General features: G+C 62.4%; 13 protein-coding genes. 6 read left to right on the top strand and 7 right to left on the bottom strand.

Annotated features, from left to right (window positions below):
• Window positions 1-13: 13 nt before the first annotated feature.
• Both AWB78_RS31705 and AWB78_RS31700 read right to left on the bottom strand, forming a co-directional pair.
• Window positions 14-985 (bottom strand): Bug family tripartite tricarboxylate transporter substrate binding protein, encoded by a 972-nt coding sequence (locus tag AWB78_RS31705; RefSeq protein WP_062610579.1) that lies wholly within the window; start codon window positions 983-985, stop codon window positions 14-16.
• 65 nt (window positions 986-1,050) lie between these two features.
• A complete protein-coding gene (locus tag AWB78_RS31700) occupies window positions 1,051-2,682 on the bottom strand; it encodes a GMC family oxidoreductase (protein ID WP_062610578.1) in 1,632 nt (543 codons plus the stop codon).
• Window positions 2,683-2,831: 149 nt separating this feature from the next.
• On the opposite strand from AWB78_RS31700, the gene AWB78_RS31695 reads away from it, so the two are divergent.
• Window positions 2,832-4,037: an ROK family transcriptional regulator gene (locus AWB78_RS31695; protein ID WP_062610577.1), complete on the top strand. Its 1,206-nt coding sequence runs from the start codon at window positions 2,832-2,834 to the stop codon at window positions 4,035-4,037.
• Window positions 4,038-4,047: 10 nt separating this feature from the next.
• Here AWB78_RS31695 and AWB78_RS31690 read toward each other — a convergent pair whose 3' ends face one another.
• Window positions 4,048-5,061, bottom strand: a complete 1,014-nt coding sequence (locus AWB78_RS31690) for a TauD/TfdA family dioxygenase (RefSeq protein WP_062610576.1) — start codon at window positions 5,059-5,061, stop codon at window positions 4,048-4,050.
• A 141-nt stretch (window positions 5,062-5,202) separates the two neighbouring features.
• Between AWB78_RS31690 and AWB78_RS31685 the strand changes: the two genes are divergently transcribed.
• Window positions 5,203-6,096, top strand: a complete 894-nt coding sequence (locus AWB78_RS31685; protein ID WP_198399391.1) for a LysR family transcriptional regulator — start codon at window positions 5,203-5,205, stop codon at window positions 6,094-6,096.
• A 3-nt stretch (window positions 6,097-6,099) separates the two neighbouring features.
• Here the strand turns inward: AWB78_RS31685 and AWB78_RS31680 are convergent, their stop codons facing one another.
• Window positions 6,100-7,395 (bottom strand): MFS transporter, encoded by a 1,296-nt coding sequence (locus AWB78_RS31680; protein ID WP_062610574.1) that lies wholly within the window; start codon window positions 7,393-7,395, stop codon window positions 6,100-6,102.
• A 178-nt stretch (window positions 7,396-7,573) separates the two neighbouring features.
• On the opposite strand from AWB78_RS31680, the gene AWB78_RS31675 reads away from it, so the two are divergent.
• Window positions 7,574-8,167 carry a cysteine dioxygenase family protein gene (locus AWB78_RS31675; protein WP_062610573.1) on the top strand — a complete coding sequence of 198 codons (594 nt, stop codon included), beginning with the start codon at window positions 7,574-7,576 and terminating at the stop codon, window positions 8,165-8,167.
• A gap of 66 nt (window positions 8,168-8,233) precedes the next feature.
• Here the strand turns inward: AWB78_RS31675 and AWB78_RS31670 are convergent, their stop codons facing one another.
• Both AWB78_RS31670 and AWB78_RS31665 read right to left on the bottom strand, forming a co-directional pair.
• Window positions 8,234-9,706 (bottom strand): short-chain fatty acid transporter, encoded by a 1,473-nt coding sequence (locus AWB78_RS31670; RefSeq protein ID WP_082883490.1) that lies wholly within the window; start codon window positions 9,704-9,706, stop codon window positions 8,234-8,236.
• A 241-nt stretch (window positions 9,707-9,947) separates the two neighbouring features.
• Complete coding sequence (locus tag AWB78_RS31665) at window positions 9,948-10,694, bottom strand: IclR family transcriptional regulator (RefSeq protein WP_062610572.1); 747 nt, start codon at window positions 10,692-10,694, stop codon at window positions 9,948-9,950.
• 267 nt (window positions 10,695-10,961) lie between these two features.
• Between AWB78_RS31665 and AWB78_RS31660 the strand changes: the two genes are divergently transcribed.
• Window positions 10,962-12,260, top strand: a complete 1,299-nt coding sequence (locus AWB78_RS31660) for an MFS transporter (protein WP_062610571.1) — start codon at window positions 10,962-10,964, stop codon at window positions 12,258-12,260.
• 33 nt (window positions 12,261-12,293) lie between these two features.
• On the opposite strand, the gene AWB78_RS31655 is transcribed toward AWB78_RS31660, so the two are convergent.
• Window positions 12,294-13,043, bottom strand: coding sequence for an IclR family transcriptional regulator (locus AWB78_RS31655; protein ID WP_062610570.1), 750 nt, complete (start codon window positions 13,041-13,043; stop codon window positions 12,294-12,296).
• 277 nt (window positions 13,044-13,320) lie between these two features.
• On the opposite strand from AWB78_RS31655, the gene AWB78_RS31650 reads away from it, so the two are divergent.
• Together AWB78_RS31650 and AWB78_RS31645 are read left to right on the top strand one after the other, a co-directional pair.
• On the top strand, window positions 13,321-14,469 hold the full coding sequence (locus AWB78_RS31650) for a CaiB/BaiF CoA transferase family protein (RefSeq protein ID WP_062610569.1): 1,149 nt from the start codon (window positions 13,321-13,323) through the stop codon (window positions 14,467-14,469).
• Window positions 14,466-15,194 (top strand): enoyl-CoA hydratase/isomerase family protein, encoded by a 729-nt coding sequence (locus AWB78_RS31645; RefSeq protein WP_062610568.1) that lies wholly within the window; start codon window positions 14,466-14,468, stop codon window positions 15,192-15,194. The genes AWB78_RS31650 and AWB78_RS31645 overlap by 4 nt, the downstream gene beginning before the upstream one ends.
• Window positions 15,195-15,196: the final 2 nt, after the last annotated feature.

Here is a 15,196-nt window from a genome sequence, read left to right as displayed (position 1 = left end):
GACTTGTCCTCGCTTATTCAAGAGTGATGCCGGCAGACTTGATCAACGGACCATAGGTCTGCAGATCCGCTTGCAGTTGCTGCTGCAATACCTGCGGCGATGAAATCCTCGGGTCGGTGCCGCGCTGACGCAGCGCATCCAGCGCAGCCGGCGTGCGCGCGGCGTCGAGCGCTTTCTGCAACCGCGCGACGACCGGGGCCGGGGTCCCCGCGGGCGCCATCAGGCCGTACCATGCGCTGGCTTCGTAGTTGGGCACCCCGGATTCGGCGAGCGTCGGGATGTTGGGCGCGGCTGGCATGCGCGCCGTGCTGCCGATGGCGAGCGCGCGCAGCTTGCCCGCCTGAATCGCGCTCAGCGACGCGGGGAGATTCGTAAACATCATCGAGACGCGTCCCGCCATCACGTCGGTCACGGCGGGCGCCGCGCCCTTGTACGTGATGTTGCGAATCTGCACGCCTGCCATTGTCTTGAACTTTTCGGCAGCGAGATGCGCGGGGCTACCATTTCCGGCCGATGCGTAAGTGAGATCGTCGGGATGCTGCTTTGCATAGGCGATCAGTTCGGGCAGCGTCTTCGCCGGCACCGATGGATGAACGACGAGCACATTCGGCACGTTCACCAGCAGCGACACGGACACGAAGCTCTTCACCGGGTCATACGGCATGTTGCGGAACAGAAACGTGTTGACCGCGTTGTTGCTGCTGGAAAGCAAGAGCGTGTAGCCATCGGGCTTTGCTTTGGCCACGTAGTCGGAGCCGATATTGGTGCCCGCGCCCGGACGGTTCTCGACGATGACCGCCTGGCCGAGATCCGTCGAAATCTTCTGGCCCACGATGCGCGCGACGAAATCCGCCACGCCGCCCGCCGGCCACGGCACGATGATCGTGACCGGCTTGTCGGGCCACTTGTCTTCGTCGGCATGCGCGGGCGTTCCGGCCACGGCGCACGCAAGGAACAAACATAGAGTGAAAAGACGCGCGAGCATTTCCTGTCTCCTGATGTTTTGAATGGCGTGATGCAGCGTGATTCGAAGCGATGGGCGGCGGACCGCTAGACCACCTCCTTCAGCACGGTCGCGCTCGAAAGCGCGGTCTTGTCCGCGAGGATCATGTCGGCGGCCTTCTCCGCGATCATCACGACGGGCGCATTGGTATTGCCCGACACGATGACCGGCATGATCGACGCATCGACTACGCGCAGGCGTCCCAGGCCGCGAACGCGCAGGCGTTCATCGACGACCGCCATCGCGTCGCGACCCATCTTGCAGGTGCCGGCGGGGTGATAGATCGTCTGGCTGTAGCGGCGGGCCGCGTCGAGCAGTTCGTCGTCGGTTTGAAACTGCGCGCCCGGAACGAACTCGGACGTGATGTAAGGCGCGAGCGATGGCGCCTGCGCGATCCGCCGCGCCACCTTGATGCCGCCGATCACGACCGGATGATCGCGCTCGTCGGAGAGATAGTTCGGGTGGATGGCCGGATAGGCGAGCGGATCGTTCGAGCGAATCTCGACGCGCCCGCGGCTATACGGCCGCAACTGACACACCGACGACGTGAATGCCGAGAACCGGTGCGCGCCCTCGCCCGGCTTGTCCGCGCTCAGCGGCTGCATGTGGAACTGGATATCGGGGCGCGTGATGTGCTCGCCCGAGCGCGTGAAGATCGCGACTTGACTGGCGGCTAACGTGAGCGGTCCGGTGCGGCTCAGTGCGTATTGCAGACCGATCCACGTCTTGATGAGCGGATTGTTGACCTCGTCGTTCAGCGTGCGTTCGCGTGTCTTGAAGACGAGCCGCACCTGAAGATGATCCTGAAGATTCATGCCGACGCCCGGAAGGTCGTGCAGCACGCGCACGCCGGCCTGCTGCAGCAACGCGCCCGGACCCACGCCCGACTGCTGAAGAATCTGCGGCGATCCGATCGCACCCGCGGCCAGCACGACTTCGGCCCGTGCGCGCGCCCGCTGCGGCACGCCGTTCTCGATATAGTCGACGCCCACGGCATCGCCTTCCTCGAACACGACGCGTGTCGTTTGCGCGCCGGTCACGACGATGAGATTCTCGCGATGCCGCACCGGCTTGAGGAAACCTTTCGCCGTGCTCCAGCGCATGCCTTTAAAGGCAGTCTGCTGAAAATACCCGACACCTTCCTGACGCGCGCCGTTGTAGTCGTCGTTGGCCGGAATGCCGATATCGCGCGCCGCCGCGATGAACCGCTCCGCGATACGCCTGCGCAGCCTCAGATCGGACACTTTGAGCGGCCCGCCCACACCGTGATACGCGCTCGCGCCTCTTTCCTGATCTTCCGACTTCCTGAAGTAAGGCAATACATCGGCGTAGCTCCAGCCTCGGTTGCCGAGCGCGGCCCAGTCGTCATAGTCCTCGCGCTGTCCGCGCACGTAGAGCAGACCGTTCAGCGAACTCGATCCGCCCAGCACCTTGCCGCGCGGCCATTGCAGTTGCCGCCCCGCGATGCCCGGGTCCGGCTCCGTGCGATAGCACCAGTCGAAACGCGGGTTGTGCATCGTCTTGAAGTAGCCGACGGGAATGTGAATCCACGGATCGTTGTCCGGTCCGCCGGCTTCGAGCAGCAGCACGCGGTTGGCGGGATCGGCGCTCAGCCGGTTGGCCAGCACGCATCCGGCCGAACCCGCTCCGACAACGATGTAGTCCACTTCGAAAGACATGAATTTCTTCTCCTGAGTGACTTCGCCAGACGATTCGCGCGGCCTTTTCGTTGATTTATTGCCGTCGGTAATTTACTTTAAGCGATATAATTTCCATCGACAAGTAATCAAGGGAAATCCACTAGATCCTCCGGTACGAGGCACAGAACATGGACAACTCCGTGGGTTCGACCCAGGACATCCGCCGCGACAACCGACGCCGCGTGCTGGAACTGCTACGCGAACACGAACCGGTCGCGCGCAATGAGATCGCCCGTATCGCGGGCCTGACCGAGCCGGCTATTTCGCGCATCACGCGCGAGCTGGTCGATACGCGCCTCATCGAAGAAATCGCGAGCAACGGCGGCGGGTTGCGGCCCGGCAGGCCCGTCGTCGCGCTGCGTCTGTGCGGCGACGGCGCGTATGTGATCGGCATCAACATCAGCGCCGACAACAAGTGGGTTTGCATCGCGGACATGCGGGGGGACATTCGCGCGAAGCATCAGATCGCCCTGCCCGACAGCGACGATCCCGCTTCGGTCGTCGCGAGCGCGGCGCAAGAGGCGCGGCGGCTGATCGAATCGACGGGCATCGATCGTTCTCGGCTGCTCGGCATCGGCGTGACGGTCGCGGGCACGGTCGATCCCGACAACGGCGAGTTGACAGAGTCGCCCAATCTCGGATGGTCGCGCGTGCCACTTGCGCGCATGGTGGAAGCGGAACTCGACCTGCCCGTGACGATCGACGGCAGATCGATGGCGCTGCTGCGCGTCGAGAAGCGCATCGGCGCGGCGCGCAACATGTCGAACGCGGCGCTCGTGCTGCCGGCGCTCGGCATCGGTGGGGCCGTGATGATCGACGGACGCATGGCGCGCGGCCGCGCCAATCGCGCGGGGCAAATCGGGCATTTGCGCATGAGCGGCAGTACCCTGCGCTGTGTCTGCGGACGCGTGGGCTGTCTCGATACGCTCGCGTCGGGGCATGCGATTCTGCAGCAACTGAACCTCGTGCCCGGCGACGAGCGCACGCCGAAGCACGAGATCGCCCATGCGCGTCTGCTCGAAAACATGGTGGCGCAGGCTGCATCGCATGATGCGAAGGCCAGTGAGGTGCTACGCGCCGCCGGCCGGCATCTCGGACTGGCGTTACGTGCGGTTGCCGCTGTCGCGGACCCGGAGGCGGTTTTTCTGGCGGGCGAAGTCGGACATTCGGAAGGCTATCTGCAAGGCGTGCGCGAAGCCTTCACCGAAGACACTGGCATACCCGTCGTGCCGTCGACCGTGACCAACGACATGGCCGCGATCTGGCTCGCGCTCGAAGCGTTCGTGTATTCCCGCGAGCTCGATATGTCGAGGTTGAGGGACCTGGTGGAATGAAGCGGGCGCGTCAGCCGTTATAAAAGCGCCGATGCGCATCGCGCAGCCACAATCGCACCAGATGGCGCTTGCGGTCTTCCTCGTCGAAGTCGACGAATTGCGTGCGTCGATGTCCGCAGCGCTGGTTATCGACGATCTGGATCTGCCCCGGCTCGAAGAAGAAATCGCGCGTCCATTGCGGTTCGAGCATCACAGCTTCGAGCGTTTGCAGCGCGTCGCGCGTTTCCTCATCCATGTCGCGATCCGCCATCTCATAGCCCGCGATCACATGGCGATGCGACAGCCTGCACACCATGCGTCCGCCTTCGTTCTGAAACAGCGGATGGCTGATGAGCGTTGCGTCGCCGGGCGCATGCTCGCGCTGGCGGTCGAAGACATACGGCCTGAAAAGGCGCGCGAGCAGATGCGGATAACGCTCGATCATCTGGTTATAGACCGTATAGAAACTCACGATGCTGCTCACGCCGCCCTGCTTCGCGGGCCGCAGACACAACAGGGCGACATAGTCCGGCGGACAGATGTTGTAGCTGTTGTCGGTGTGAAAATTCTGCTCCGCGCTGGTGATGTCGGGACGCACGCCGTTGCCCGGCGGTTTGCCGAGATCGCGCACGTCGTAGATCATCTTGCCGTCCCAGCTCTGCGCGACCGGACGCGACACCATCTGCGCGAGCAGCCAGTAGACCGCGGTCGCCTCCTGCTTGGTCCACAGATCCATCGGCAGGCGATCGACGATTACGAACCCCGGTCCATCGGTCAACAGTTGCGATGCCTCTCGCATCATCTCGCGGCAGCGTTCGAGCGAGAAATCGTCGGTACGCAATAGCGCGGTCGGCAGCGGATTGGCGCGCAACGTCGCGACTACTTCGTCCAGTTCGCGACGGCACGCCTCGCTGATCTTCACGATGCCATCGTCCGGCGACAGCGAAGCACGCGTCCACGCAATCGGTCCGGTGAACGGCGTCATGCGCACCGGTTCACTCGATTCGTGCAGGGGTTCTTCCAGTATCATCGCCTGATCTTGCATGTCGTCTCCTGGTTCGCATTCCGGTGTGTCCCGATGAAAACCAGTCTACGACTCAACTCATGCGGCAAGATAGCGAGACATTCCGATCGTGACTCATCGAATGCGTCGATGAAGCCGCGCATCCTCACACGACAACGCGCAATGGACATTCGGCAACTCGAGACGTTTCTTCGCATCGTCGACACGGGAAGTTTCGGCGCGGCCGCGCAAACGCTCCATGCCACGCAATCGACCGTGTCCGCGCGCATTCGCGAGCTGGAACGGTCTCTCGGCATCGAGCTATTCGATCGCAGTCAGCACCGCGCTCGTCTGACCGCGAAAGGGCAAGACCTCGTCGCAGCCGCGCGCGAGATCGTCAGGCTTGCTTCGAACGTGCGTCACCGGATCGGCGACAAGGACGCGCTGACAGGCACGGTGCGGCTCGGCGTCGTCAATCTCGTTGCCATCACCTGGCTACCGAAGCTGATGAGCACGTTGCGCGATCGTTATCCGAATCTCGCCGTCGTGCTCGACATGGGTCTCACCGCGCAGCTCGTCGACAAGCTGCGCAGCGGCGATCTCGATCTCGCGCTCGTGACGGGTCCTGTGGTGGAAAGCGGACTGCAAGCCATATCGCTCGGCTTCGATCAGTTTGTGTGGATGTGCGCGCCCGCGCTGGACGTTCCCTCGCGCAAGCTCACGCCCGCCGAACTCGCGGCATGGCCGGTGCTCGGGCTGTCGTCGCAATCGCATCACTATCCTGTGATCGAGCGCTGGTTCCGCGATGCCGGCGCCGAATATCGCCCGGTCATCTCGTGCAACAACGTGCGCGTGCTCGCCGATCTCACCGTGACGGGACTCGGCGTGAGCCTTCTGCCGCACATGTCGTATCAGGCGGAGATCGCGGCGGGCAAGTTGCGCGTGATCGACACCGCGCCGCAACTCGGGCCGGTGGAATTCGTCGCGCTGCACCGGCATACGGCGACCGATCCTGTCGTGGCCGCGGTCGCATCGCTCGCGATGGAAACGAGCGAATTCGAGCGGCCAGGCGTCTGACGATCAGTAGGCCGCGCGCGTCTCGGGCGTCGGCTTCGCGAACATGCGGAATGTCGCGAGCAAGGCGATGAGCGCCGCGAACGACAACCATAACGCGGGCACCGCACGGTTCTGCGTGAACTGAATGAGCGCCGTGCAGATAAACGGCGTGAAGCCGCCGAAGATCGCCTGTGCGAGACTCCATACGAGCGAAAAGCCCGTGCCGCGAATGTTCGCGGGCATGATCTCCGTGAGCGCCACCACCATGCCGGCCTGATACGAGCCGTAGATCATCGCGTACCACACTTCCACCATGAGCAGGCGCGTGAAGCTCGGCGCCTGCACGAGCCACAGCATCGCCGGATAAGCGGTGAGAATCACGAGCACCGCGCACACCGTGAGCACCGCGCGCCGCCCTACCTTGTCGGATATCGCGCCGACTATCGGCAGCATCGTGAAGTTGACGATACCCACTGCCATCGTAACGAGAAACGAATCGATCGCTGGCAGCTTCAGCACGCGCGAACCGAACGTCGGCGTGTAGGCGGTGATGAGATTGAACATGACCGCAGTGAGCGTCACGAGCATGATCGCGCCGCCGATGATCCGCGCATTGTCCTTAAGCGAGGCAAAAATCTCCCTGCTCGACGGATGCCTCGTGCGCGATTCGAACTCCTTCGTTTCACGCAGGCGCCTGCGAATCACGAACAGCACCGGAATGATCAGACAGCCGATCAGAAACGGAATGCGCCAGCCCCAGCTATTCATCTGCTCGGGCGTGACCGTGAAACGCAGGCCCACACCGAGCAGTGCCGCGAACACAACGGCGGCCTGCTGACTCGCCGACTGCCAGCTCACGAAGAAGCCACGCCGCCCCGGTGGCGCGATTTCCGCGAGATAGACCGACACGCCGCCCAGTTCAGCGCCGGCGGAAAACCCTTGTAGCAAACGACCGAGCACAACGATGACCGGCGCCGCGATGCCGATCGTGTCGTAACCCGGTACGAACGTGATCATCAGCATGCCGACGGCCATCAGCGCGAGCGTGAGCAGCAGGCCCGCGCGGCGCCCGCGCCGGTCGATGTACGAGCCGAGCACCAGCGCGCCGATCGGCCGCATCAGGAAGCCCACGCCGAACGTCGCGAACGACAGCATCAGCGAGACGAACTCGTTGCCGCGCGGAAATAGTGCGTGTGAAATCGACAACGCGTAGAAGCCGTAGACCGAGAAGTCGTACATCTCCAGGAAATTGCCGCTCGTGACGCGCAGGATCGTGCGCGCGGATGACTCTCGCGTCTTGCCGGATGTCCCTGACTGCATGATTCGTCTCCATTGGATGCATTTCATGCCCGGCCTCTTTCGCGAGGCTCTTGGTTCGCCGCGGGTGCAAACGCACTTGCGCTTGACCGCATTCTGCGACGATGCGAGCATCGTGTAAACCAAATTGTGATTTTTGCATCCTATAAATTAGGATTTAATCAAAGGGCGGAAGAACATCATGAGCATTGCGCGCTTGCGTGATTTTGTCGGCGAACTCACGGACATCGTGCGCGACGGCGTGCACGAAACCGTCATCCTCGATGACCTGCGCGCGCCGATGTCGCGCCTGATCGCGCACGATGACTGGCTGCCGGACGCATTCGCCGCGCCGCATGCAGAGCACTATCAGCAATACTTGCTGCATTGCGATCCGAAGCAGCGCTTTTCAGTCGTGAGCTTCGTGTGGGGGCCGGGGCAATGCACGCCAATCCACGATCACACCGTGTGGGGCATGATCGGCATGTTGCGCGGCGCCGAGGAATCGACTCGATTTGAAACGCGCGGAGCCGACGTGCCGATGCTCGCCGGTGAATCGTGCGTGCTCGACGTCGGCGATATCGATTGCGTGTCGCCGACAGTCGGCGACGTGCATCGAGTGCGCAACCTGTATGACGACCGCGTGTCGATCAGCATCCACGTCTACGGCGCGAATATCGGACGCGTTCGGCGTCATGTGTATGAGGAGGTAACGGGCAACGTGAAGGCGTTCGTGTCCGGGTTCTCGTCGAGCGTCATGCCGAACTTTTGGATGCTTACCGATGACGAAAAATGAAGCGCGGCATTCTGATGAATTCATCGACCGCGCGCGCTCCATCGCAGATCATCTCAACTTCGCCCCTCAAGGAAAGACAGGCGGATGCCACGGCATCGTGAAGGAAAGAAGCCAGAAGGTGAGAATCGTCACTGGCACCAGAAACACGAACTGAAGAAGCGTGAACGTGATGATGTTGCGCGCCTTCAGGCCGACGATGCCCAATAGCGGCACCATCCAGAACGGATTGATCAGGTTGGCCAGCGCCTCCGAGCCGTTATAGGTGTTCACGAGCCACGCGAGGTTGCTATGCACCGCATTGCCGGCGCTGAGAATGTACGGCGCTTCCAGTACCCACTTGGCTCCGGCGGAGGGCACGACGAATCCCATGAAAATCGAGTACACGGAGACGATCACCGGCAAGCCGTGCTCCCCACTCATTCCGATGAAAAACTCGGAAATATAGTGCGAAAGCGGATGACCCGATACGTTCATCGCCGTGGTGAGAATGGCTGCAACGCCCGCGTAGATCGGGAACTGCACGATCACGCCGCCGACGGACGGCACGGAATCGCTGACCGCTTTAAGAAAGCGCGCCGGACGCCACTGCGCCAGCAGCGACAGCGCGAGCACCAGAATCAGGTAGGAGTTCAGATCGGAGGTCATGGCCATCCAGCCCTTGCTCATGCCTTGCATCGCGAGCCAGCCGAGTAGCATGCCTCCCACGAGAATGACCAGCAGCGGACTGTTCTCAAGCCAATCGCCCGGACGCGTGCTGAGGCGCGTCTTCACTTCGTCGCCCACGGCAATGTTCAGATCGGCGGCAGTGCGGCAGTGCTTTCCGGTCGGTGCGGTGACGTAAGCGACCAGCATCGCGACGGCCGTCATCACCGAAATGACGACGAGGTTCTGCCACGTGAAGATGGTTTCGCTGAACGGAATGAGGCCCGAGATCGCGAAGAGTTCCTTGGGAAGGCTGGCAGGCGTAGCGTGCAGCAGCGCTGCGGATGATGACAACCCGAGATGGTCGACCGCGCCGATACCCATGAACGCCGCGGCGCTGGCCGCGCGGTAGTCCATCTTCAGGTCGCGCCGGCGAGCGAGCGCCCGCACCAGAAGCCCGGCGAAGATCAGGCCGAATCCCCAGTTGAGCAAGGCGGTGAGGTTCGCGATCAGCACGACGTACGCGACAGCCGATTTGCCATTGCGCGGCACCGACGCAACCCATGTGATGAGCTTGCGCATCGGCGGCGACACCGCGAGCGTATAGCCCGTCACGACCACGAGCGCCATCTGCATCGAGAACGGCAAGAGCTTCCACAGGCCGTCTCCGAATGACTTGACGACCGCCGTCGTCGGCGCACCGATCAGCAGCGCGCCGATCGCCACCGCCAGCACCGCGAGCATGGCGATGACGAATGAGTCCGGAAACCAGCGCTCCATCCAGTTCGAAATGCGGATGGCCAGTCTCTCGAAGCCTTTCGCGTCGGATGGATTCGCGACGAGTTCTCGAGAGCCGTCGTCCGATGCTTCCACCAACCCGCCTGTATTCAGGTCCATGCAGTTGTCTCCCGCTGTTGTTGGATTCGGTGTGTCACGTGTGACCCATGAGATGATGTCCTGTTTTATAGGACACTCATCTCAAATTAATGCGCAAATCGTGACATCGCGCGACGAGAACCGTCAAGCGGATTTGTCGTCGGCGAGGGGAATCCCTAGGCGTGCGAAAGCGCCGGCGATGTGCCGGCAAATTCGATGACGGGGATGGACGGCGAAGTAAAGCGCGTGCTCGTGTGAAGACTCAGCGCACGCCCAGCACGCGCGAAATGCCGTTGGCTGCGTCAAGCACAGTGGAGGTGAGTTCCTTCATGCGCTTCACCGACAAACGTTCGAGCGGCCCCGAGATGCCGATGGCCGCAACCGGCGACCTGAACGCATCGAAGATGGGCGCTGCGATACCGCCGACGCCCTCTTCCCATTCGCCGCGATTGATCGCATAGCCGTTGATCGCCGCGCGGGCGAGTTGCGCTTTGAGTTCGGCGAGGTCCGTGATGGTGGATGCCGTATGCGCGACGAGATTCGTCAGATACCGTTCCAGGTAATCCTCGCTTTGATAGGCGAGCAGAATCTTGCCTGTGGCCATGCAATACGCGGGAACATGCGTGCCGAGAATCGAATGCGCGCGCACGGGCTGCAAGCTCTCGATCTGATCGACGTACACCACATGCGCGCCATCCAGAACGGACAGATGCACCGTTTCCTTCGTGAAATCGGCGAGCACGCGCATATGGCTCGACGCGAACTGCCGCACGTCGATCTGCGCCATCTGCCGCGCGCCGAGTTCGAAGAGCTTGAACGTGCTGCGATAGCTTCCCGTGGTTTCGTCAAGCGTCGCATAGCCCGCATGCGCGAGCGTTTGCAAGGTGCGATGCGCGTTGCTCTTGGTCAGCCCGAGCTGCTGCGCCAGGACGGGAATGGGAACCGGTTTGCCGCCATGTCCGGCGAGTGCTTCAAGCAGAGCAAGGCCCTTTAATAGCGTCTTATCCATGGGTCCCAAAGTCAGAAGTGAAAGCCGGTCGAAACGCATGACACACGGGCGACGCGCCCGTTTTCCCGCGTTCAGTCTATCCCATTTTTCAGGACCCTAGTTTCACGTCAGAGGCGGCTTCCAGCCCTCCTCAGGGAATTCCCTCGATTCTTTCAAAGTGTCTTGACCGGAATTTCGCGCGGTGCGAGCATCCGCTAAACCATATTTTGAATGTTGCATCCTATTTTATAGGATTCAATGAAACACTGGCGGAAGCCCGGAGGCGCAATGAGTAGCGAGGCAAAGGGACAGGCGAGCGCCACGAACGTCGTGCGCGTCGTGAGCGGCAACTTCCTCGAGATGTACGACTTCATGGTCTACGGCTTTTATGCATCGTCGATCGCGAAGGCCATGTTTCCGAGCGACAACGAGTTCATCTCGCTGATGCTCTCGCTCGCCACGTTCGGCATGGGCTTTCTGGCGCGCCCGCTCGGCGCGATCGTGCTCGGCTCGTACATGGATCGTCACGGACGGCGCGCGGGCCTCATCCTCACGCTGTCGCTCATGTCGATCGGCGTCTTGATGATCGCGCTCACGCCGACATACGCGAGCATCGGCGTGCTGGCGCCGGTCCTGGTGATCGTCGGGCGCCTGCTGCAAGGCTTCTCCGCGGGCGCGGAATCGGGCGGCGTGTCGGTGTATCTGTCGGAAGTCGCGCCGCCGGGACGACGTGGCTTCTATGTTTCATGGCAGTCGGCGAGTCAGCAGGTTTCCGTGTTGCTCGCGGCCGTGCTCGGCGTCGCGCTGCGCTTCACGCTGACCAACGAGCAGATGGATGCGTGGGGCTGGCGCATTCCGTTCCTGCTCGGCTGCTCGATCGTGCCGGTGCTGTTCTGGATTCGCCGCTCGGTCACGGAATCGCATGTATTCAAGGCGCAGAAGCCGCAGAGCGTCAGGGAAATCTTCAGGTCGCTCGCGCTCAACTGGCGCATCATTCTGTGGTCGACGATGCTCGTCAGCCTGACCAGCATCATGTTCTATCTGATCACCGCGTACACGCCGACTTTCGGACGCGCGGAACTCGGCTTGAAATCGATCGACACCTTCTATGTCACGACGTGTGTGGCGCTCACCACCTTCGTAATGATCCCCGTAATGGCGGCGTTGTCCGATCGCATCGGTCGCAAGCCGCTGCTCGTCGGCGCGTCGCTGACGATCGCGATCGTCGCGTGGCCCGCGATGACCTGGCTTGTCGCGGCGCCATCGTTCATGAGCCTTCTGCTGGTGGAAGTGGGATTCGCGTTTCTGTACGCGTCGTATCAGGCGGCGCTCGTCGTTACGCTGACCGAGATCATTCCGGCCAACGTGCGCGGCACGGGTTTCTCGCTTGCATATAGCCTTTCGCAAGCCGTCTTCGGCGGCTTCACGCCGGCCATCTGCACGATGCTGATCCACACGACGTCGAACAAGGCGATGCCCGGCGCATGGCTCGTGATGGGCGCATTGTTCGCGCTGCTCGCGACGCTCGTGATCGTGCGTGCGGACAAGCAGCCGACAGGCGAAACATCCGCGCCGGCCGTTTCATGAACGTAGGCGCGAGCAGCGCCTGCTTCCGCTCCCTTACCTCCGATAGCCCATCGCGCGCGAAATCTTCGATGCCGCTTCCTGAACCGCCGGCGCAAGTTCCTTCATGCGCTTGGCGCTCAGCCGCTCCAGCGGTCCCGATATGCCGATAGCGGCAACGACGACTCCGAAAGCATCAAAGATAGGCGCCGCGACACCGCCCACGCTCTCGCGCCATTCCCCGCGATTCAGCGCGTAGCCGTTGGCGACCGCGCGCGCGAGCTCGGCCTTGAGCGAGGGCAGATCCGTGATGGTCGCCTTCGTATGCGCTTCAAGGCGAGTCAGATAGCGCGTCAGATAGTCCTGGCTCTGATGCGCGAGAAGGATCTTACCGGTCGCGACGCAATACGCGGGCGCATGACCGCCGAGCACGGAATAGGCGCGCACGGGCTGCGCGCTGTCGATCTTGTCGACGTACACAACCGAGGCGCCATCAAGGATGGACAGATGCACCGTCTCCTGCGTCAGATCGGCCAGCGCGCGCATATGGGTCGCCGCGAACTGCCGCACATCGACGGTCGCCATCTGCTTGGCGCCCAGCTCGAACAGCTTGAATGTGCTGCGATAGTTGCCGGTGGACTCGTCCCGAGTCGCGTAACCCGCGTGCGCGAGCGTCTGCAAAGTCCGATGCGTATTGCTTTTCGTGAGCCCGACTTGTTCCGCCAGCACCGGAATCGTGACCGGCTTGCCGTTCTGGTCGGCGAGCGCCTCCAGCAACATCAGGCCCTTGAGCAACGTCTTGTCCATGGTCCTAAAAATTAGGATTAAAAGCTCATTCTACACTGGGCCAATCGGCGGAAGGCTCGCAAATACTGGCTTTGCAGGCTTCGGTTGCCTGCGCGACGAACCGCACGCCACTGACCCCGAACCGCGGAATCGGTGTTTTCACGGAGACTCATATCCTATTTTATAGGATGCAAGTTCCAATTTTTGGTTTACATGCATGTGTCGGCGCGTCACAATGGTCGCAAGCGAGGTCGGGCGAATGCGCCGCCGCGTACCAACAGACTGCCGGAGGAATTGAATGAATCAGCCGCTTCAGGGAATCAGGGTCATCGAGTTCTGCAATGTCGCCGCGGGGCCGTATTGCGGCATGCTGCTCGCGGACATGGGCGCGGACGTCATCAAGGTGGAGCATCCCCAGGGCGGCGATACGCTGCGCGCGTGGCCGCCGATCACCGACGGCTACAGCGAGAACTTCGCTTCGCTCAATCGCAACAAGCGCTCGGTCACGCTCGATCTGAAAAATCCCGATGACATCGAGCAGGCGAAGGCGCTCATCAATACCGCCGATGTCCTGATCGAGAACAATCGTCCCGGCGTGATGAACCGTCTCGGTCTCGGCTACGACGCCATCCGCGCGATGAAGCCCGGCATCGTCTATTGCTCGATCTCCGCGTATGGGCAAACGGGTCCGCGCTCGCAGGAAGGCGGCTTCGATCTGACCGTACAGGCCATGAGCGGCATCATGAGCATCACAGGCGAACCCGACGGCGCACCGGTCAAATGCGGCGTGCCGCTCGCGGATTTCTCGGCGGGCCTTTATGCGGCGTTCTCGGTGGTGTCCGCGCTGCGCGGCGTCGCGCAAACGGGCGAAGGCACGCATATCGATGTGCCGATGCTCGGCGCCACGCTCGCCATCGCGGCACTGCAGACGTCGGAATACTTCGGCACGGGCCGTGATCCGCAGAAGCTCGGCTCCGCGCATCCGCGCAACGCGCCTTATCAGGCGTTCAAGGCGCGCGACACGTATTTCGGCATGGCGGCGGGCAACAACGCGCTGTGGAAATCGGTGTGCGGCGTCGTCGGGCGTCCCGAGCTCGAAGGCGATGCACGTTACACGTCCACTACGCTGCGCGCGCAGCATCAGGTCGAACTGCGCGACACGCTCGAAGCGATCTTCGCGAATCATGATGCAGAGCACTGGATCGCGCGCTTCCGCGAAGCGGGCGTGCCGTGCGCGCCGATCAACACGTATTCGCAAGTGCTTGCGGACACGCAAGTCGCGCATATGGAATGGGTACAGCCGCTCGAATTGCCCAACGGCGTGCAGACGAAGACGTTCGCATCACCCGTGAAATTCTCCGGGCAGACGCCTGAAATCCGCATGCGGCCGCCGGGTCTCGGCGAGCACAACGCCGAATTGCTGAAGAAGTCGGAGGTCGAGGCGTGAGCAATATCATCATCGACAGGCAATCGACGCATTGGGCAATCACGCTCAATCGGCCGGACAAGCTGAATGCGCTGTCCGCGAGTATCGTAGAAGAACTGATTCAGGCATTCGATGAAGCCGAAGCCGCGCACACGCCGCTTATCACGCTTCAGGGCGAAGGCCGATGCTTCAGCGCGGGCTTCGACATGAGCGAAGTGGAAGCACAGAGCGAAGGCGATCTCGTGCTGCGCTTCATCCGCATCGAGACCTTGCTGAACAGGATCGCGAGTTCGTCGTGCTTCACGGTGGCGCTCGCGCATGGACGGAACTTCGGCGCGGGCGTCGACTTGATCGCGGCGTGCAACCTGCGCGTCGCAGCGCCTGGTTCGACGTTCCGCATGCCTGGGTTGAAGTTCGGTCTGGTGCTCGGCTCGGCGCGTTTCGCGCGCATCGTCGGCACGCGCGAGGCGCAGCGCATACTCGAAACGGCCGCGACCTTCGATGTCGAGCACGCGAGCGCGAACGGTTTCATCGAACGCGTTGCGGGTCCGGAAGAACACATCACGGTGATCGAGGAAGCGCTGGCGCGCGTGAGTGCGTTGCCTGCGCAAAGCCGCGCCCTGCTGCGCCGAGCGCTCGACACCGAGCAGGCCGACACGGACCTCGCCGCGCTCGTGCGCTCGGCAACCGTGCCCGGCATTCACAAGCGCATCGAGGCGTATCTGGCCTCGTCGAAGAAGGCGTAGGA

Source organism: Caballeronia calidae, from assembly GCF_900044055.2.
In the GTDB taxonomy this organism is placed as follows: Bacteria; Pseudomonadota; Gammaproteobacteria; order Burkholderiales; family Burkholderiaceae; genus Caballeronia; species Caballeronia calidae.
This window is presented reverse-complemented; position numbering and strand designations above follow the sequence as displayed.

Excerpts from the sequence above, each read along its gene's own strand:
- AWB78_RS31705 (WP_062610579.1), bottom strand. The coding sequence starts at position 985 with ATGCTCGCGCGTCTTTTCACTCTATGTTTGTTCCTTGCGTGCGCCGTG.
- AWB78_RS31700 (WP_062610578.1), bottom strand. The coding sequence starts at position 2,682 with ATGTCTTTCGAAGTGGACTACATCGTTGTCGGAGCGGGTTCGGCCGGA.
- AWB78_RS31695 (WP_062610577.1), top strand. The coding sequence starts at position 2,832 with ATGGACAACTCCGTGGGTTCGACCCAGGACATCCGCCGCGACAACCGA.
- AWB78_RS31690 (WP_062610576.1), bottom strand. The coding sequence starts at position 5,061 with ATGCAAGATCAGGCGATGATACTGGAAGAACCCCTGCACGAATCGAGT.
- AWB78_RS31685 (WP_198399391.1), top strand. The coding sequence starts at position 5,203 with ATGGACATTCGGCAACTCGAGACGTTTCTTCGCATCGTCGACACGGGA.
- AWB78_RS31680 (WP_062610574.1), bottom strand. The coding sequence starts at position 7,395 with ATGCAGTCAGGGACATCCGGCAAGACGCGAGAGTCATCCGCGCGCACG.
- AWB78_RS31675 (WP_062610573.1), top strand. The coding sequence starts at position 7,574 with ATGAGCATTGCGCGCTTGCGTGATTTTGTCGGCGAACTCACGGACATC.
- AWB78_RS31670 (WP_082883490.1), bottom strand. The coding sequence starts at position 9,706 with ATGGACCTGAATACAGGCGGGTTGGTGGAAGCATCGGACGACGGCTCT.
- AWB78_RS31665 (WP_062610572.1), bottom strand. The coding sequence starts at position 10,694 with ATGGATAAGACGCTATTAAAGGGCCTTGCTCTGCTTGAAGCACTCGCC.
- AWB78_RS31660 (WP_062610571.1), top strand. The coding sequence starts at position 10,962 with ATGAGTAGCGAGGCAAAGGGACAGGCGAGCGCCACGAACGTCGTGCGC.
- AWB78_RS31655 (WP_062610570.1), bottom strand. The coding sequence starts at position 13,043 with ATGGACAAGACGTTGCTCAAGGGCCTGATGTTGCTGGAGGCGCTCGCC.
- AWB78_RS31650 (WP_062610569.1), top strand. The coding sequence starts at position 13,321 with ATGAATCAGCCGCTTCAGGGAATCAGGGTCATCGAGTTCTGCAATGTC.